17 protein-coding genes, 3 tRNA genes and 1 other RNA gene are annotated in these 18,122 nt (G+C 35.7%); 6 read left to right on the top strand and 15 right to left on the bottom strand.

Features of this window, described 5'->3' with window-relative positions; translation table 11 throughout:
* Positions 1-2 precede the first annotated feature (2 nt).
* Positions 3-4,844: a cobaltochelatase subunit CobN gene (locus ACKI30_RS03595; RefSeq protein ID WP_407410091.1), complete on the bottom strand. Its 4,842-nt coding sequence runs from the start codon at positions 4,842-4,844 to the stop codon at positions 3-5.
* Between the two features lie 243 nt (positions 4,845-5,087).
* Here ACKI30_RS03595 and ACKI30_RS03590 point away from each other — a divergent pair, with 243 nt between their 5' ends.
* Together ACKI30_RS03590 and dusB are read left to right on the top strand one after the other, a co-directional pair.
* Entirely contained in the window at positions 5,088-5,936 is an 849-nt protein-coding gene (locus ACKI30_RS03590) for a DUF1002 domain-containing protein (RefSeq protein ID WP_407409947.1), read from the top strand.
* A gap of 102 nt (positions 5,937-6,038) precedes the next feature.
* Complete coding sequence (dusB, locus tag ACKI30_RS03585; protein WP_407409945.1) at positions 6,039-7,028, top strand: tRNA dihydrouridine synthase DusB; 990 nt, start codon at positions 6,039-6,041, stop codon at positions 7,026-7,028.
* On the opposite strand, the gene ACKI30_RS03580 is transcribed toward dusB, so the two are convergent.
* From ACKI30_RS03580 to ACKI30_RS03555, 6 genes are all read right to left on the bottom strand, one after another.
* Complete coding sequence (locus tag ACKI30_RS03580) at positions 7,029-7,385, bottom strand: zinc-binding dehydrogenase (protein ID WP_407409943.1); 357 nt, start codon at positions 7,383-7,385, stop codon at positions 7,029-7,031.
* Between the two features lie 254 nt (positions 7,386-7,639).
* Positions 7,640-8,146, bottom strand: coding sequence for a hypothetical protein (locus ACKI30_RS03575; RefSeq protein ID WP_407409941.1), 507 nt, complete (start codon positions 8,144-8,146; stop codon positions 7,640-7,642).
* A gap of 265 nt (positions 8,147-8,411) precedes the next feature.
* Positions 8,412-8,696, bottom strand: an RNA gene (gene rnpB / locus ACKI30_RS03570) — RNase P RNA component.
* 23 nt (positions 8,697-8,719) lie between these two features.
* Positions 8,720-8,794, bottom strand: a tRNA-Met gene (locus tag ACKI30_RS03565).
* Positions 8,795-8,887: 93 nt separating this feature from the next.
* Positions 8,888-9,415 carry a hypothetical protein gene (locus ACKI30_RS03560; RefSeq protein ID WP_407409939.1) on the bottom strand — a complete coding sequence of 176 codons (528 nt, stop codon included), beginning with the start codon at positions 9,413-9,415 and terminating at the stop codon, positions 8,888-8,890.
* An 8-nt stretch (positions 9,416-9,423) separates the two neighbouring features.
* Positions 9,424-9,831: a hypothetical protein gene (locus ACKI30_RS03555; protein ID WP_407409937.1), complete on the bottom strand. Its 408-nt coding sequence runs from the start codon at positions 9,829-9,831 to the stop codon at positions 9,424-9,426.
* A gap of 100 nt (positions 9,832-9,931) precedes the next feature.
* On the opposite strand from ACKI30_RS03555, the gene map reads away from it, so the two are divergent.
* Positions 9,932-10,849 (top strand): type II methionyl aminopeptidase, encoded by a 918-nt coding sequence (gene map, locus ACKI30_RS03550; protein WP_292739067.1) that lies wholly within the window; start codon positions 9,932-9,934, stop codon positions 10,847-10,849.
* Positions 10,850-10,918: 69 nt separating this feature from the next.
* Here map and frhB read toward each other — a convergent pair whose 3' ends face one another.
* From frhB to frhA, 4 genes are read right to left on the bottom strand one after another with little or no spacing between them, the layout of a single operon-like run.
* Positions 10,919-11,770, bottom strand: a complete 852-nt coding sequence (gene frhB, locus ACKI30_RS03545; RefSeq protein WP_407409935.1) for a coenzyme F420 hydrogenase subunit beta — start codon at positions 11,768-11,770, stop codon at positions 10,919-10,921.
* Positions 11,771-11,781: 11 nt separating this feature from the next.
* On the bottom strand, positions 11,782-12,603 hold the full coding sequence (gene frhG / locus ACKI30_RS03540) for a coenzyme F420 hydrogenase subunit gamma (protein ID WP_292739065.1): 822 nt from the start codon (positions 12,601-12,603) through the stop codon (positions 11,782-11,784).
* A complete protein-coding gene (frhD, locus tag ACKI30_RS03535; RefSeq protein WP_407409933.1) occupies positions 12,603-13,172 on the bottom strand; it encodes a coenzyme F420-reducing hydrogenase, FrhD protein in 570 nt (189 codons plus the stop codon). Before frhD ends, frhG begins: the two co-directional genes overlap by 1 nt.
* A gap of 18 nt (positions 13,173-13,190) precedes the next feature.
* The gene (gene frhA, locus ACKI30_RS03530) at positions 13,191-14,405 is read right to left on the bottom strand and encodes a coenzyme F420 hydrogenase subunit alpha (RefSeq protein ID WP_407409931.1); all 1,215 of its coding nucleotides are present in this window, start codon (positions 14,403-14,405) and stop codon (positions 13,191-13,193) included.
* A 161-nt stretch (positions 14,406-14,566) separates the two neighbouring features.
* Between frhA and ACKI30_RS03525 the strand changes: the two genes are divergently transcribed.
* The 3 genes from ACKI30_RS03525 to ACKI30_RS03515 all read left to right on the top strand — a co-directional run bounded on the left by ACKI30_RS03525 (position 14,567) and on the right by ACKI30_RS03515 (position 15,386).
* On the top strand, positions 14,567-15,091 hold the full coding sequence (locus ACKI30_RS03525; protein ID WP_407409929.1) for an endoglucanase: 525 nt from the start codon (positions 14,567-14,569) through the stop codon (positions 15,089-15,091).
* Between the two features lie 90 nt (positions 15,092-15,181).
* Positions 15,182-15,255 (top strand) — tRNA-Arg (locus ACKI30_RS03520).
* Between the two features lie 57 nt (positions 15,256-15,312).
* A tRNA-Arg gene (locus tag ACKI30_RS03515) sits at positions 15,313-15,386 on the top strand.
* A gap of 12 nt (positions 15,387-15,398) precedes the next feature.
* On the opposite strand, the gene ACKI30_RS03510 is transcribed toward ACKI30_RS03515, so the two are convergent.
* The 4 genes from ACKI30_RS03510 to ACKI30_RS03495 are packed head-to-tail and all read right to left on the bottom strand — an operon-like array spanning position 15,399 to position 18,116.
* A complete protein-coding gene (locus ACKI30_RS03510; protein ID WP_407409927.1) occupies positions 15,399-16,577 on the bottom strand; it encodes a TIGR00375 family protein in 1,179 nt (392 codons plus the stop codon).
* A gap of 9 nt (positions 16,578-16,586) precedes the next feature.
* On the bottom strand, positions 16,587-17,138 hold the full coding sequence (locus ACKI30_RS03505; RefSeq protein WP_407409925.1) for a DUF2112 family protein: 552 nt from the start codon (positions 17,136-17,138) through the stop codon (positions 16,587-16,589).
* A 33-nt stretch (positions 17,139-17,171) separates the two neighbouring features.
* Positions 17,172-17,942: a proteasome assembly chaperone family protein gene (locus tag ACKI30_RS03500; RefSeq protein WP_407409923.1), complete on the bottom strand. Its 771-nt coding sequence runs from the start codon at positions 17,940-17,942 to the stop codon at positions 17,172-17,174.
* A gap of 6 nt (positions 17,943-17,948) precedes the next feature.
* Entirely contained in the window at positions 17,949-18,116 is a 168-nt protein-coding gene (locus ACKI30_RS03495) for an RNA-protein complex protein Nop10 (RefSeq protein WP_292739058.1), read from the bottom strand.
* Positions 18,117-18,122 lie beyond the last annotated feature (6 nt).

Below are 18,122 nucleotides of genomic sequence, written 5' to 3'. Positions count from 1 at the left end.
AATTAATAATCATCATAATCATCTTCATCATTACGCCAGTATCCTGCTAAGAATATTACAATTAATGCAATTACAGCAACGATAACAAATATTGGCATGCTAGATTCTGTTGCACTAACAGATTTTGCAGTTGATTTTTCAGAAATCTCATAAGCTTTACTGCTTCCTGCACTTGAAGATGCATCTTGAGAACTTTGAGAATCTGAAGCGGTTTTCGCAGTTCCAGGTTGTGAACCGTCATTACCTGCAGCAGTACTTCCTCCAGAACTTGATTGTTCTGATTGTTGCTGGGAAGTATCATTAGTTAATACATTTGCATTATTGTTTCCGTTGTTTTGATTACCAGATTGGCCTTGACTTTCACCAGATTGGTCCATTTGGTATAACGGATCAGTGTTTGTAGCTTGAGCAAGGATTTCTGCGAATTTCTGCTTTTGCGCAGGAGTTAAGGAACTTAACTGAATGATTTTCGCATTCCATGCAAGGTTTTTACATGTGTGGTGACAACATGCAACACCATAATCAATAACACTTTGCATATATGCATCGACTAATTTCTGAACAGTTGCTGCGTCTCCATCCCAAAGACCTTGGTCAGCCATATATATTTGCCAACCTGCCATGGATTGTGCCGCAGGAGCTAAAGTAGCATCCTTAGCACCAGCAAGTGCTTCCAGATTACGTTGAGCCAATTGATCTCCTAACTGTTTGTTGAGTTGACTATTACTTAATACAAGAACTATATACATGTTTTGCATGTTTGATGCAAGAGTATTCATTCCTCCAGGGGTTTTGGACAATACATCATAATATTTAGGATTTAACAGTTTGCTACGAATTTCAAATTCCATTTCCTGTTCATATGTCCTTGAAATGTAATTGTTTTTGTTCCTGATATCAAAGAATGCTGTATCAGGCCTTTCAATTCCATCCTGTTCTTTCAATACAATTGCTGCATTGTATAAACCACCAAACCAGTCAGGATAATCATCTGAATCGAATAATCTCCAGGAACTGTCGAAGTTTTGAGTAATCACATCAACTTTTTTAAGCAGATATTTATAGTTCTCTTTTTCGTTTTTAACAACAATATGTCCTTTCTCATCCAATGTCCAGGAATAGGATACCTTGCTTAAATATATATCTGTTGCATATTTATTTACAGTTGAAATATTCCAGTCTGCAGTATTTGGCAAGAGATTTGACATACCGGTTCCTTCTAATACATTACCTGGAAGACCAAATAATCTATCCAAAGTAGGATTTTCAGCATAATGTTTTTTAACATAGTTGTTGCTTTCATCCTCACCGGTAGCATTTGCTGCCATATTTACAGCAGTCAGCATCCAAGTTATCCAATCTTTGTTGTTTGTAACCATACTTGCAAATACATCTATTCTAGGCCTATTAACAACAGAACCATCATTCAAAGTTATGTTTAAATCACTTAATGGAATTTGTTCTACACCGAGCACTTTTCCATTGTCCGCCCAAACCGGTTTACAACCTAAAAGATATAGGAATTCTGCAACTCCGATACCTTCAGTCCTGGATATCTCTGTACCCCATAAGATTAATGATGTTAACTCTGGCCATTTACCATGTTGTTCATAGTAATTAGCTAAAAGCATGTCAACAATTTTGACAGCAGATTCAAATGCTGCATGAGATGGCATTCTTGTAGGGTCAGAAGCGTAACCATCGAATCCTGTAGGTATTGAATCACCATATGATGGATCAGCGAATAAACCGGATTTTACATAACGTCCAGATAATGCAAGCATAATTGCGTTCCATTCGTTGTTGTTTTGAATATTGGCTATGATGTCTTCACAGTACAATGTTGAATTGTACAATGCGGTTCCTTCCTTAATTCCAAATTTCTTATTGAGGTCTTTGGCAGAACTTCCGTTGACCAATGAATTTGAATATGCCATCAGGAATGCCTTTATAGCTTTTACATGATCAGCATACTTGAAGTCCTTTAGCATATCCTTGTAGAAGCTTAGTCCTTTCAATTTAGGATACATGAACTCAACCAATTGGTCATAGATTTTTGTTTGGGAAGTTACAATTGTAACGACCTCTTCAGCCAATTCATAACCAGTCAGTATTTTACCTAAGGTATGAAGACCGTAAGTGTTGAAGTCATCCTCCATGTCATCCAGATAGTGATGCAAATCATCTATATAGTTTTGGAATGTTTCATTTTTGGATGAGAAGTTTCTGAAACCTAATTCAGGAGCCAATTTTATAATCATTTCCCTATATTCATCTGCATTAGCAGTAACGTTAAGACTGACTTGTTCCTTATAGTAATTTATGTAATTTTTTAAAGTGGTATAATTACCATATAACTCAGATGAAACCATAGCAGGAGTCATGTGAGTAATTACCAATGCGGAACTTCTGTCACGAGCAACCATCGCTTCACCAGGGTTAGACACAATATATGGATATACTGTAGGAATTAATGTTAACTCGAAAGTCCAATCTCCCGGAAATGCACCGAGGTTTACACCAGGCAACCATTCTAATGTTCCGTGAGTTCCCATACTAACAATAGCATTCATTTTTGCAGTTTTTTGCATCCATTTATAGAATGCAACATATTGTTGGTGCGGAGGAATAACTAAACTGTGATAATCCTGGACTTCTTCCCATCCCCTACTAGGTTGGAAAGTGATAAATACATTACCGAACCAAACACCAGGAATAACAATATATTTGTTTTTATAGACCATTGCAGGACCTAAACCGTCACCCCAATAGCCTGTAAGGTTGTAATATAAGGAATCCCTAATGTCTGAAGTTAAATACTCAAAGTCCTTAAGAGATATCAATTGATGATGTGCCATCAAGTCATCCCAATTTTCTTCAACATATTTTTCAAGCAAACCGGAAGCCCATGACCCCTTATTGTTCATATCAAAAATAATTCTAGTCAAATTATATAATGACACCAAATGAGTGAATGACCCATTTATTTGATAATTTTTTTGTGAATTGATAAGGAATTGATAAGTATTGTTGTAATAGTTAGAATACTCGACTGAACCTCCAATGTCATAACCTTGAGCATATAATTGAATAAGTAAATCATAAGCACTAGTAAATACATCTAAGTATGAAGCACCAATTTCAGCTTTACCCGGCGGATAGTTATAAAGCATGATTGCAACTTTCTTATCAGAATTATTTAAGTCATGTAAATCAGCCCATTTGCAGTTTAACTGAACCATCTTGTCTACACCGTCCTGGATTACATGAGAGTTACCGAAATTGTCAACCCAAGACAATGCTACTTGACCGAATACTCCTTCAAAACTAGGATATGTAACCATGAAGGTCCATTCAGTCTGTGCACCCAGTTCTGATTTGTAACTGTATTCAGATATTTCCACAATACCTTTCAAGACATGTAAGTCAATATCAGTCAAATCAGGTTCTGCAGTACCGTTAGCATAGTCAAGTGACCAGCTGCATAATGAATTTACAGCAGATATACCCACTTTTGAGAGGTTGTTAATCTTATTTAATATTGAAGACATTGGCGGTTGAGTTCCTGTTTTAAATACATTGAAAGCAGGTCTGCCGTTAGCTTCATATCCTCTGATTAACGCATCGGACACTTCTTCTCCGCCATAGTATGAAGCGATAGCAATGAATGATTTTGTTGGATGGAATTTAGCGATATAATCACTTTCAAACTTCTTAAACAATGATGTTGGATCCAAAGTTTCAGTTAACCACACAACATAATTTTCAGTCATCCAATTCAAACTACCGTCTGAACTATGAGTATAACCCGGATTTTGATGAATCCACTGATTGATTAGCTTTCCTTCAGGAACGAGTGTGTACAATCCTAAATCAGGATGGTAAAAACCACATTCAGGAGCCATCAGTGGTGCGTTGTCCTCATCAAGTGTAGGATCTGCATATTTTGATGGATTGATTAAGTAACGAACATAATCTAGATAATTTTTCATATTGCTCTGCAGAATATCTGATTCAGCAATGTCTTTTGCTTGGAAATAAGAACCGATATATGTATTTTCAATAGTGTCATACGTATTGTTCTCAGGTGAAGCTCCAACAACGTGCAAACCTGTATTGTTCAGGATTTGCTGTGAGAATACACTGAATGTGTAAGCTACATTATATCTTGCGTTAGCAGGTGATTCTGCCAGGAGCTCTTTTAGGTATTGTCCTGTAAGAACACTGTATGCAGATTCTGAAAACATATCAATATGGATAAATTGAGCATATTCAACCAACCATGACCTGGACTTGTCGAAATCTGTTGTACTGATGTAAGCCACCCTTCTGGACATGTTCATCAAAACATCTACCTTTTCATTGTGGGAGTTATAATCCACTAACAGAAGAATGTCGGGAGTGAACATTATGTCCCTAATGGTTACTGTACCACTATTTTTAGTAAAATCAATGACACTCAGCTTTTGAGTTTCATAAGTGGAGTAACTGACTTCCAGATAATACTTAGCGGAACCTAAGTTTTTAATTGCAACATTACCTTTTGAATTGGTAGTGTGAGTTGAAATCAACTTATGGTTGGAGTCAAATACCTTTACGGTAGCTCCCGCTATGGTGAATCCGTCTTCATCCCATGTTTTGGTTTTTTCATTGTATGAATCCCTAACATCAACAATATTAATTACATTGTTATTTGCGGATAGAACTGACTCATTAGAAGCCTGAAGTGTACTTACATCATTTTTCGACGTTATTTCAGTCAAATCATTTGGAGCACTTATTACCTCAGATATAGTTTCATTATCTCCTGCAAAAACACTGTTTACAGAAAACAGAAGCAATATAGAAATCAATAATGCAAATACTATTCGATTATTTAACTTTACCGTATTTTCACCTCCTTTTAATCTATTGAACTTGAACAATAGTAATAGAATTACTATAAGTTTAAATTTGATTTGAAAACATATAAAAGTTGCTGAATTTATGTTAAATTTAGGAGTATTAAAAAAATTCTAATAACAAATAATATACATTTAAATACTAAAAGGTACAATTAAGATTTGCTATTATGAAGAGGTGATAATATGCGCAAGAGTACAATAGGTATTGTTATTTTATCTATAATATTAGTTGGAATGATTATCCCTATCGGATTTTCAGGCCAAATAGACCCTGTAGTAATAACCTACGGTGAGACCACAAATGCAAACGCAGACTATAAAAATACTGTTGATGCATTTTTCAAAAATCAGGCAAATGTTGATTTGGCAAGTGCAAATACAAAAATTATCTCTGCCAGCGAAGTGAATAAAATTTCAAGTTCAATCACTGGTAAAACTTACGGATCCAATCAAATATTCTCATCCGCATTAGTTGACTTGAACGATAATGCTAAACTTCAAGTAAGTGTAGATAAATCAAAAATCACTACAATTACAGGAGACATGTATCTATCTGCATTGAAATCCGCTGGAATTACAAGCGGACATGTTTATGTGACAAGTCCTGTAACCGCAACCGGTGAATCTGCACTCGCAGGAATTATGAATTCATATGAAGTGGCAACAAGTGTTGAGATTCCGGACACTGTAAAAGAAGCAGCTAACAACGAAATCTATACACAGGCAGAAGTTGTTGAAAATTCAAATGTGACTTCCGAAGAAGTATCAAAACTAGTCGATGATGTAAAGGAAACAGTTAAAGAGGAAAATATTACTGATCACCAAACTATCGTGAACGTAATAAACAATTACACTATCGTGAATAACATTAACATTACAAACAGTGATGTTGAAAACCTTGCAACAGCAATTGAACAAGTTCAAAATGTGCAAGGAGACATAAACAATTATGAATCACAGATATCAGATGTTTTAAACAATACAAATGGCACTGATACTTCAAAAGGATTATTTGACGGACTATTTGGTTAAATAGTCCTTATTATTTCTTTTTTTAAAACAACTTATTTTGCAAAAAATTAATTAATCTATTTTTCTAAAATTATATTAACAAACTAGTGAAGAGTTTTTTTAATGAAATGGAAAATCGGCAATGTTAAAATAGACAATCAGGTCGTTCTGGCACCTATGGCTGGAATATGTGATTCCGCATTCAGAAGAATTGTAAAATCAATGGGCTGCGGACTTATTGAAACCGAAATGGTTTCAGATAAAGCTGTAATGTATCATGACCGCAAAACCAAGGAAATGCTTTACATGAGCGAAGAGGAACGTCCGATTTCCCAGCAGATTTTTGGAGCGGAAGCGGAATCATTCAAAATAGCTTCAAAATTCGTTTATGAATACATGAAACCTGACATCATTGACATCAATATGGGCTGTCCCGTTAGAAAGGTTGCCATTAAAAGTGGTGCGGGAAGTGCACTCCTAAAAGATCCCGAAAAAGCTCGAAAGATAATTGAAACCGTTGTTGATACTGTGCCCATACCAGTTACCGTTAAAATCAGAAGCGGTTGGGACAGAAACAGCATCAATGCACTTGAAATTGCAAAAATTGTTGAAGATGCCGGTGCCGCTGCCATTGCAGTCCACCCAAGAACCAAAGAAGACAGGTATGACGTGCCTGCAGACTGGTCATTGATTAAGCAGATTAAGGATGAACTTTCAATACCTGTCATCGGAAATGGAGACATCTGGACATGCTATGATGCCAAAAGAATGCTTGACGAGACAGGCTGCGATGCAATTATGATTGGAAGGGCAATCAGAGGAAATCCATGGCTTGTAAAGCAATGCATCGACTACATCGACAATGGAATTGAGCCTGAAAGAATCGGTGCACATGAAAAAATAGCCATGGCAAAAAGGCATGCCGATTTGCTTGTTGAATTGAAAGGTGAAGAAATAGCCATTCCCGAAATGAGAAGCCATGCCGCATATTATATGAAAAACCTTCCCGGAAGCTATGAAATCAAGCCTCGTCTTTTCAAAATGAATACAAAAGAGGAACTGTATGACTTGCTGGATGAATATCTAACATCATATGAAAACCACAGAAAATAATTATTCTCCAATTTTAATTAAAGTTTTACCTTTAGACCCACCTTTATCAACCTTATCCAAAGCTTCATTAACTTCATTTAAATCAAATACGGCATCTACAGACGGTTTAATGTTTTTCTCATCAAAAATCCTTGAAACCTCATCCAGCTGTTTTCCATTTGATTCAACGAAAAGGAAATAATATTTCTGATTCTTTTTACCGGCCATTTTATCAAATTTTAGTCCTGCAAACTTAAATAATAATTTTTTAACTGCTGACAATCCCATTCTTTTTGCAAATTCCTGATTTGGAAGGCCTTTAAGAGAGACTAATGTTCCGCCGGGTTTCAATATCTTGAATTCCTTTTCAAGTTCCAATTCTACTTGACGGCAAAATAGCAAGAAGCGATGAGGGAAAACAAAAAACCAAAGACTGGCTAAAAGAATTAAGATACTAATAATTGAATGAAAAAGATAATCATGGACATATTGATGTTTATTTTAAAAATCAAATGAAAACAAGCTCTATAGTGACTGGAACGACAACGGAAGATTGTTGTAATTGAAAGGCACTGCACTCTCACTATTTTCAACCGTTTGCCGTCACGATACTGCCAATAGAAAAAAAATAGTTAAATTAAGGTTTCATTAATTTTGAATGTGTCGATGAATATCTGGGACTCATCAAATGTTTCAAAAGTTCCTCTGAAATAGCAATACTGCATTTCACTACCTCCGTCATCAACAGTTAGATTATTTAAATCAATGAAAACGTCATATTCATCAGAACCCTTAAAAATATATGCTTTATAACCCTGAGGTGTTTTATTGCCTTCAATTTTTTCATAGGATGAATCATGCTGATGGCCTTCAAAATCCGTGATTCCGTCTTCACCTACAAACCATAATGAACAAATAACTTTTCCATCAGGATAAGTATAATAAGTTCCAACCTCCAAACTATCAGCCTGAGAAAGGCTAGTTTCGTTAGTTAAATCATCACTGATATTGAAAACAGCCTTGTTTAGAAAATTATACTCATGTGATTTGATATTATCAGATTGTGCATATACTGCAGTGCTAGCTGCAATTATCACCAGACTAATTGCCAACAATGTCAAAAATTTTCTTTTTACCATAGTCCGTCCTCCATAACTAAATATGATTTTGATATTAAAACTAGAGACATATAAATTTTTTGAAATGAAATATGATTCCGACTAAAAAAATACCTACAAAAACACTTAGCTTAAATTAAAATTACAAAAAATAATTCTATATCAAAACTAAAAACAATTCAATTTAATCAATCAATTTTTTAATTAAATTGCATTAACATATGAAGAATTAGATAAATATAATCCGTGATGTAGATGGAAAAAAAGAAAATAATTAATATTCATGGCCTGTTAAGAGTAACCCACCTTCTGTTTAATAGCATTCATCTTAGCGAGCTACCTTGCCTCATACAGGTTGTCATCGGCATCTTTGCTCTTGCATCCTATGGAATGGCCGTTTCACCGTTTCTTTTAATGTCCTCAATTAAATATCATCGTCTACCATTAAAAGCCGTGTCGTTTCTGCTCCAGAGTCATGCCTCTCAGCATACGTCTTTCAACGCCATAGTTCTGTACTGATGGGCGGAGTTTCCTTAGTTTAAAAAAAAACCAGCAGCTATCTTCAACTTGCCATGAAAAATATTAATATAGAAGTAGCAGGGCCTAGATTTGAACTAGGGATCTCAGGGTTATGAGCCCTGCGGGATCACCAGACTACCCCACCCTGCTATATAATAAAAATAGTATACAACTATTTATTATATATTGTTTGTATTATATATAAACCTTTCTATAAAATAAAGAAAAATCAAAGAAAATAAGTTATTTATTTTCTAATGACTCAATTCTTTTATCCAAATCACCAAGTCTGTCCTCAGTAACCTTTTGGAATTCCTCAGATGATTTTTTAAATTCTTTAAAACTTTTATCCAATTCATCCACATTAGCAGTAGTTTCGCTGAATTTGGATTCAAGTTCTTTCAAATCATTTGTGGTAGCTAATGACCAATCTTTAATTAGCTGATCGCTTTTTGCATCAAAGAAAGCATCAAGCTTATTGGAAAATGCATCATTGTTGAGTGAAGACATGTCAATATCGCTTAATTTGATTTTGATTCTTTTACTCATGGATTCGGAATCATCTTTTTTAGGTTTTTCATCCTTGGTCAAATCATAGCCGTTTTTGTCTCCGGACCCGCCTAAAATTTCATTCATATGAGCATCAGCACTGGTTGGTACATAACTACGTAACTTGTCCATAGTACCTGGACTGTTCAATAAATAATAATAAACTAAAATCACAATTGCGACAATTAAGATAATTACTGCAACTGCCTCCATAGCATCCATATTACCACCTATTTATTCATTTTTTTGAGTTTTTTCTCTTTTGCTTCAATTTCTTTAAGCATTTTTTCTAATTTTCTTTGTTCAGTTTCAGCTTCAAGTCTGGCTAACCTTTCGTTGATTTCAGAATGCAAGTATCCGACGTTACTTCTCACTTCTGTTGTAGATTGTCTGATAGCTGAAAGACTGTCCTGTTGCTCTTGTGGTAATGGAATTGGATTATCCATTAATCTTTTGGATTCAATGTCTTTTTCCACCATGGACATTTTTTTAAGTTCAATTTCTTTTTCAAGCATTAAAATTGAATTTCTAGATTGTGCAACTTTTCTCCATTGGAAAACAATGATAATTAATACAATCGCAACAATAACCAATATGATTAATAAAAACATTTGGTCAGGTATTGTAGGAACATCCATATAATAACCTCCAACTTTATATAAACTTGTTTAACAATAAAATATTATATAAACTTTATCAATTATATAATTAATTATTTAACCAAGAAGGTAAAAATTTATGATGGAATCTTATATACAAGCCGGAAAACTGGCTTCTAAAATTCGTGGCGAAGCTTCCAAGATGATAACCGACGGGGCTTTGGTTTTAGATTTAGTAAATTATGTTGAAAGTGAAATTTTAAAAAATGGTGCTGAAATTGCATTCCCATGTAACGTGTCAATCAATGAAATTGCAGCACATTATACTTCACCTGCCGGAGATGAAACAAGATTCAAAGCAGGAGACATGGTGAAATTAGATTTAGGTGCAATGATTGACGGTTATATTGCAGATACTGCAATAACCGTTACCGCAAGCGGAAATATTGATGAAAACTACACTCAGGATGAAATTAACCTGCATGAAGAAATAATTGAAGCATCAGCTGCAGGTCTTGAAGCGGCAATTGCAACCGCAAGAGCCGGAATTGAAGTGTCAAAAATCGGTGCTGCAGTTCACGAAGCAATATCAGAATATGGCCTAAATCCAATATTCAACCTTACAGGACACAGCCTGGAACAGAATAACCTGCATGCAGGAATTTCAATTCCAAATTATGACAATAATGATGGATACGTTTTAGAGGAAGGCCAGGCAATAGCCATAGAACCTTTTGCAACCAACGGAGAGGGTATTGTCAATGACGCTCCGGGACACTATATTTTTTCATATATGGCAAACAAGCCATTCAGAATGAAAAGCACACAAAGAGTATTGAAACATATTCAGCACAACCACAGATATGTTCCGTTTTCAGGAAGATGGATCACTGATGAGTTTGGAGAAAGAAAAGGAGCTATTGCTCTTAAACAGTTATCAGAGGCAATGGCGATTTATCCATACGCTCCGCTTCGTGAGAAAAAGGACTGCTTCGTAAGTCAAAAAGAGCATACAGTAATTATTGAAAAAGAAGGTTGTACAGTTACAACAATTTAGAAGAGACACTTTTCTCTTCAATTTACTATTTTTAAATTAATTTCAAAAAAAGAAAAAAAAGAAAGAAGATTAGTATATAGCAGGGATTTTAACTCCCATTTTAGCTCTTCTTTCACGTTCTGCAGTGTTTTTGTCTTTTTTACCTTTAGCTAATTTTTCAAGTAAAGGAAGACCAGGTTTTACATCGTCCATTGGTTTGGTTTCGATTAAACCAGCGTCAACAGCAGCTTTAAATACAGAGTCACCAGCATCAGTTCTGGTTAAAACAGTAGACCATCCGTCAGGAGATCCTACAGAACCGGTTGATACATCAGCCCATTCAGCTACGTAATCTTGACAGATGTTACATCCAGCTTGTTCGTAACCGTGGGTTTCTTTGATAGCTAAACCACTGTCTTCACCATCTTTGGTTAACCAGAATTTACCTTTACCGATGTCCATTTTAGTAGCTTCTTGTAAGCTGTCAAATCCTAATTTTGCGGTAGCAAAGGTATCAAGAGAAGCCATAGGGAAGTTTTCCATACAGTAGATACCGACGATTAATTTGATTTTGTCGACGACAAATCTAGTGAATGGATAAGCTTGTGCTTTTCTTAAACCTTGGGTTTGACATGGAGTTGCTACAACACCGAGTTTTTCTAATCCGTATTGACGGGTTGCTTCTTTTAAAGCGGATAAGGTTGGGGACATTGAGTATTTAGTTCCTGCAGCTGCAATAACTTCATCAGCGGAAGTTACAACAGTAGGAATTGGTCTCCAATCGTCATCAGGAGTTCCAGCTACAACTGCACCTTCAATGATACCTTCATCGAGTGCGTAACAGAGTAATGCTGAAACGATTCCTCCGTCTTGTGATACATCTAAGATTTTTTTATCAGTAGATCTTGCAGATAATGCTTCTTTATAAGTACCTAATGGCATATCCAATCCTCCTATAATCCAGTTTCCTTTTTAATTCTGCTTTCAGGTAACCAAGATCTTGGACACATCATGTAGCAAGAACCACATTTAATACATCTGTCTCTGTCACAGCTAGGTCTACCTTCTGAAAAGCCCATTGCTCTTGTAGGACATGCAAGAGCACAAGTTCCACATCCAGTACATAATCCTTGGCGGATAATGTTGGTTAATACGTCACAACCACATCCTTTATCACATGCAGCCCAATCCATTGCTGGTTTTAAGTAGTCTAAGTCGCCTTCACATAAAGCAACAACTGCTTTAGCAATCATTTCAGGAGCTACAGGACAACCAGGAAGTGCTAAATCTACTTTAATTAATGAATTAATTGGTAAGAAAGATTCGTGTTTAGGTTGTGCTTGTTGACCACCACGAGCGAAAGTAGTGAAACAACCGGTAATAGCACATGAACCAAATGCAGCAATTAATCCAGATTTTTCTCTTGCTTCTAAGAGTTCGTGTACACTGTGTTCATCTTGTAAACATACAGATCCTTCAATTAAACATAAGTCCATTTCTGGCATTTCCCATAAATCAACTAAAGTTTGTCCGTATACAATGTCTACCATGTCAGTTAAAACAGTAGATAAAATGTCGTAGTTTTCGGTTAAAGACATTGCATCTCCAGTACAACCACTTAAGTGTATGTAACCAATACGTGGTTTTGCTGAAGCAGCTTTAGGTTCTTCTGCAGGTGCTTTGGTTTCTACAGGAGCAGCTTCAACTTTTTCTTCTACTTTTGGTGCTTCTGGTTCAGATGAACCGCCAAAAGCTTTTTTCAATTTATCAAACATTATTTTACCCCGATTTCTTTTAAAATAATATCTATAGCTTCAGGAATAGCCTTTTCTACAGGTTCAGATAAACCCATATCAACATCCGGAGTTGGGATCTCAGCCGGTTTGCAACCAACAATTACAACTTCACATTTTTGAGAAATTTCTTGAAGTGGGTTTTCAACTGTCATTCCGTGAGGGTTGTCATATTTTCCTTTTTGCATTTGATTAGGATCAAAAATACCTACGGTTCCAGGTTCTGCATCAAACTCAACTACATCTAAAACAACTAGTTTTTTCCAATCATATTCAGTGTACAATGGGAAAAAGTTAGTAGGAGCTGCAGTACCTCCGTCAATAAATTGAACACCCTCAGGCAAAGTAATATCTTTAAATTTCTTATTGATTTCCTCTAAGATATCTTTATTAAATTCTTCTTCAACATAGGAAGTAACAGCTGGATCATAATAGTCATTAGTGTCATTGAAATATTTTTGTAATATGTTTATAAGAACCGGACCGTATCCATCATCCTTAAATAATATATTTCCACAACCAATAACAATAATATCCGAATCGTAAGGCATTAAATTCCTCCAAGTTACTTAGATTCTCACCATTTCATTTTTAAGAATGGATTTGTCTTCATCGTCAACTACCATTACGTGAGTAGCACATGATAAACATGGGTCGTATGCTCTGATTACATGTGGACCGAACTCGTGATGGAATCCTTCAGTTGCAGGACCCATAGTTGGAATGTTCCAAGTAGTTGGTACAATTGCAGAGTAGAATTGGGTTTTACCATCTTTAACTTGTGCCATGTGTACATCAGTTCCTCTAGGACCTTCGATAACACCAAATCCAAGTTCTCCAGTTCCTCTTTTATCGTAACTTACGTTAGCAGGAGCTGCGGTATCAAGTGCATCTAATGCTTCTAAACATGCGTCATAGTTTTTGAGCATTTCATCAGCACGAGCAACGTGTTGTGCGATTACACCTTTGCCTTTGAATCCTTGGAATTTTTCCATTCTTGCTCTAGGACCAGTTTCTACGTTAGTACCTTCCCATAATGGAATTACGGAACATGCTTCTTTTCCAATTTCTGGATCATCATACCATGCTTCAGGTAAAACTTCGGAGAATTTGTCCATATCAAATTCGTTAGTACCATATGTAGCGTCAGTAGCCATTAATGGTTGGTTAACTACACCTAAGTCTTCAGGTAAACCTGCTTCAAGAACGAGATTTTTGATAAATTCGACGTGAGCATCAAGTTTTGGTTTAAGTGCGGTCATTCTTTCGATTAATCTTTCTTTAGTGAAAGGAGTGATGTTTCTAGCCATACCACCTACTCTAATATCAGCAGGGTGGATACCTTCTCCAGCACACATGTCTACAACATATTGTACAGTTTTTCTGATTTCACTTACACTGTCAACTGCTTTAACGAAATCATCGCCTTTAGCAATATCTGGTGCAACTAAAAAGTGGTGAATTGCTGCACTGTTAATACCATGTGCTGCTGCGATAGCTTTTCTTAACAATTTTGCTGCTGTAGGAATTTCGATTCCTAATGCCATATCCATTGCTTCTGCAGAAGCTAATGTGTGTGGAATAGGACATACTCCACAGATTCTTTGACATAAAACAGGTGCTGTTTCAGGAGCTTTGTTAAGAACCATCTTTTCTAAACCCCTAACAGGAGTTATACTAAAATACATACCTTTTGTAACAATACCTTCATCATCAACTTCCATGACCAATTCCGCGTGGCCTTCTTGACGAGAAGTAGGTTTAATAACTACTCTATCTTTCAAATATGTCACCTCAATTATTAGCAATTAGAAACTAACATTAATAATATTAGTTTATTATTATTTATATATTATTTCAGAAAAAAAATATCGAAATATATATAACATATGAAAAACTAAACTTTAATATTATATTTAACATATAATTCAAAGGAGGGAAAAAATTGGATAAAGCAAATATTATAATTTCAATTATTATCGTATTATGTATTGCAGCAGCTGTTGCAGCATATGGAATAACAAATAGTGATAATCCAATATTCTCTGATTTATCAAGTATGACTGCCAATAATGGAGGTAATGGACTTGGAAACAACACTACCCTTGGAAACGGAAGTGGCCATTCCCCATCAAGTGTAGCAACCACAAATGGAGGATCAGGTGCAGGCGGCGCTTCAGATGGAGGCGCAAGTTCCGGGTCAAGTTCTGGTTCAAGTTATGACAGTGGAAGTTATAATGGCGGTAACAGTAATTCCGGATCAGATTCAGGATCCAGTTCAAGTGGTACTCAATTATCATACTCAACCGCACAAAGTATTGCTAACGGTGCTGTTGCAGAACCAGGATGCTATGCCGGAGGAGGATACTACTCTGGAGGATACTGGTACTTTACAATCTACGATGAAGACGGAAATGCAGTAGACACAATATCTGTTAGTGATTCAACTGGTGCAACCGGAAGAGGATAAAAAGATTATTTTTAATCTTTTTTATTTTTTTTAATAAAATAGATAAATATATATAATAAGAAAAATAGAATTATTATTGTTGTATATAAAGGGCCCGTAGCCTAGCTGGATAGGGCGTCGGACTTCTAATCCGAAGACCCCGGGTTCAAATCCCGGCGGGTCCGCTCTTAATACAATTTACTTTTTTTGATGAATTTTAAACAAATAGTTTTCATATTTATGGGCTTGTAGCCTAGTCTGGAAGGGCGTAAGACTCCTAATCTTAAGATCGAGGGTTCAAATCCCTCCAAGTCCGTTTTTTACATTTTTAAAAGAAATCTAAAGTGACAACTTTTTCCTCTTTAGGCTTCCTATCAAACAGTATCTCACCATATTTGCCACCGCCACCAGGAACAACATCAATTGTCCCATTTCTAAACGCTTCAATAGCAGGGGCGATATCAGAATCTATTTTTGCAATATCTTCAATTGATACATTAATTAAAACATCTATTTCTGTAGAAAAATTATCAATCAGTTTCTGCCATTTTCCCTGAACGGTTTTGGTTGTAACTCCCTTATCATAAACTGTTGATATCAGTTCGGCGAGAGGCATCAAATGAACATAAGGGGGCCTGAAGTCAGGATGCTTTGGCTCTGTAAAATCTGCAATTTCAGATATTCTGTAATCGACACCTTTTTTGATTCTACCGCCGCAACTGCATTTCATCTTGTTTTCTTTGGCAACACTAGGATCAATTAGTTTAAAGCATTTGGTACACGCAGTCATATGATATTTTCCAAGATTCGGAAACAAACCGTAATTTGCTTCAATATCCCTATGTTTAATTGCATGTTTTATCGAAGAGTATGAGATATCCTTAAGCTCAATTTGATTAAATTCCCTACCTAACCTGTGTGGCCACGGAGAGTGGGCATCGGAATTTGTCAGAAATGGGAAATCCTTAAGCTCGCTTACTGTGTCGGCCATGAATGTGTCTGCTGAAAGTCCAAGCTCTACAAAATCAGGTTTCTTTTCGTAACAATCGTAAATGCTATCATGAGATTTATACATTCCAGTCCATGGAGTGAATGCATGAGCAGGACCGATAAGACAGTCATATTCCTTTACAAGTTCCAAAAGTTCAGCTCCACCCAATTGAGTCTTTGGCCTGCCATCAGCATTTTTATTTTTAGAAGGCAGTCTGTCTGACAGTTCACGTGCAATTTCAATATTTGGAATTATGATTACATGGTGAATCTTATGCTTTCCTTCAACTTCAGTTGTCAAAACAAAATCCATGCCATCAGCAGAGTATATTCCATCACCCACATATTCTGTGCTTTCCTCAATAATATCCAGCCATCCGGGATGGAAAGCATCACCAGTTCCAAGAAGCTGCAACCCCTTTAATTTGGATTTGGGAGCAATGTTTTTAATCAGCATGTCTTTTGATGAAGCCATTGAAAAGCAACTGTGAATGTGAAAATCAGCATTTACTAACATGATTAAATGTTAGAAGGAATTATTATTTAATATTTTTTTAACATCATCTAGCGGACATTTTTCCTTTTTCGGATTCAAATTGACATTCAAATCATCGCTAAATGAATCATCCAGATTTTTTAAAAAGGAATTGGTCTTATCAATCATACCTATTAATTCATCCCGACTTGTGGGATATGCAAGTCTTAAAGTTGGAATATCCTTATCATTGATAATCTTGACTTCAAGGGAACGTGCATTATTGCAGGAGTTGCCCCCAAATAAAATCAGATCATTTAATGCATTGTACATCTTCGGATGATTTTTAGGACGCTTTCCAATGATAATTGCCGCATCTGCATTATCAATAATCCTTGAAAATAAATATAATCTTCCTCTCACGCCAGATGGAAGTTCACTAGAACAGTAAGTGTTAATCAAATTGTCAAAATAAAAATTACCCTCACAGATATCCATATTATCATATTTGGAAAAATTTGAGGGAGATATATAAGTGTGCCCATTCTTTTCAATCAATGGAATAACAATCATTGATGCATCAGGAACAACAATAACATTCATAAAAAAAAGTAAAATAAAAAAATATATTGAAATTTATCCAATATATCTTAAATCGTCCGCATTTCCTGCATTAGCCTTATTAATCATATCTTGTTCCATTTGTTGGGCTTTAGCAATCATTTGTCTTGTTTCTTCAGCCCTTTCTTCTAATTTATCAACATTAATTTCAAAATTAAGTAATATGGACAATTTATTTAATATAGCTTCAGCAGCTTCGGCATCAATGAAGTAACCTGGAGTTTCACCCATAAGGCAGGATCCCTGAATTTGCTGGCGGACAGCCAGACCTAAAAACAAACCGGAAGCTCCAACAATTCCACCATCGTTAGCCCTTATTTCAATTTCAGCCTCTTTCAGTAACTCAATATTTTCTTCACAAGTTGCAGCACCGAAAACTCTTGGACTTTCTGTAGGCTGGCCTGTAACCATTCCACCTAAAGTGTAGATTCTGTCAATGCCGAAACCTTTAACATACTCTAAAATATCTTTGCATACCAAATATTGGCCTTCTGGGGATAAAGCTTGAGTATTACCTACTAAAATAATCAAATCCAAATGGTCTTCACCAACATCTTTTAAACAGTACAATTCATTTTTCATGTTTTCAATAATACCCTCATCTTTAACAATTACTTGAGGAGGGAAAGTTGGAGAATGAATTTCAGCAAATTTGGTAGCTCCCAATTCATCAATCATATGATCAGCAGCCAATTTACCCACGTGACCTAAGCCAGGTAATGCTTCAATAAAAATAGGATTGTTTACTTCAATGTCTTCTAAAACAGTTATTTCTGTAGTTTCCATACCCAATTACTCCTTCATTGATTCCTTTTTTAATATACGTCTATATTTACCATATTTATCCTCAACTGAAAATTTGGGAGGATAAATTACTTTAAGTTTGCCGCCGCATTTGGGACAAACTTCTTTTAAAGTATAAATACCACATTCAGGACATTTATTCATTTTCATATTCATAAGAAT

The organism is Methanobrevibacter sp. (assembly GCF_045539575.1).
Classification (GTDB): domain Archaea; phylum Methanobacteriota; class Methanobacteria; order Methanobacteriales; family Methanobacteriaceae; genus Methanocatella.
Note: the sequence above shows the minus strand (reverse complement) of the source record. Positions and strands in the feature narration are given on the sequence as shown.

Bases quoted from the DNA above. Each gene is read 5' to 3' on its own strand.
- ACKI30_RS03590 (WP_407409947.1), top strand. From the start codon at position 5,088: ATGCGCAAGAGTACAATAGGTATTGTTATTTTATCTATAATATTAGTT.
- dusB (WP_407409945.1), top strand. From the start codon at position 6,039: ATGAAATGGAAAATCGGCAATGTTAAAATAGACAATCAGGTCGTTCTG.
- ACKI30_RS03575 (WP_407409941.1), bottom strand. From the start codon at position 8,146: ATGGTAAAAAGAAAATTTTTGACATTGTTGGCAATTAGTCTGGTGATA.
- ACKI30_RS03560 (WP_407409939.1), bottom strand. From the start codon at position 9,415: ATGGATGCTATGGAGGCAGTTGCAGTAATTATCTTAATTGTCGCAATT.
- ACKI30_RS03555 (WP_407409937.1), bottom strand. From the start codon at position 9,831: ATGGATGTTCCTACAATACCTGACCAAATGTTTTTATTAATCATATTG.
- map (WP_292739067.1), top strand. From the start codon at position 9,932: ATGATGGAATCTTATATACAAGCCGGAAAACTGGCTTCTAAAATTCGT.
- frhB (WP_407409935.1), bottom strand. From the start codon at position 11,770: ATGCCATTAGGTACTTATAAAGAAGCATTATCTGCAAGATCTACTGAT.
- frhG (WP_292739065.1), bottom strand. From the start codon at position 12,603: ATGTTTGATAAATTGAAAAAAGCTTTTGGCGGTTCATCTGAACCAGAA.
- frhD (WP_407409933.1), bottom strand. From the start codon at position 13,172: ATGCCTTACGATTCGGATATTATTGTTATTGGTTGTGGAAATATATTA.
- ACKI30_RS03510 (WP_407409927.1), bottom strand. From the start codon at position 16,577: ATGTTAGTAAATGCTGATTTTCACATTCACAGTTGCTTTTCAATGGCT.
- ACKI30_RS03505 (WP_407409925.1), bottom strand. From the start codon at position 17,138: ATGAATGTTATTGTTGTTCCTGATGCATCAATGATTGTTATTCCATTG.
- ACKI30_RS03500 (WP_407409923.1), bottom strand. From the start codon at position 17,942: ATGGAAACTACAGAAATAACTGTTTTAGAAGACATTGAAGTAAACAAT.
- ACKI30_RS03495 (WP_292739058.1), bottom strand. From the start codon at position 18,116: ATGAATATGAAAATGAATAAATGTCCTGAATGTGGTATTTATACTTTA.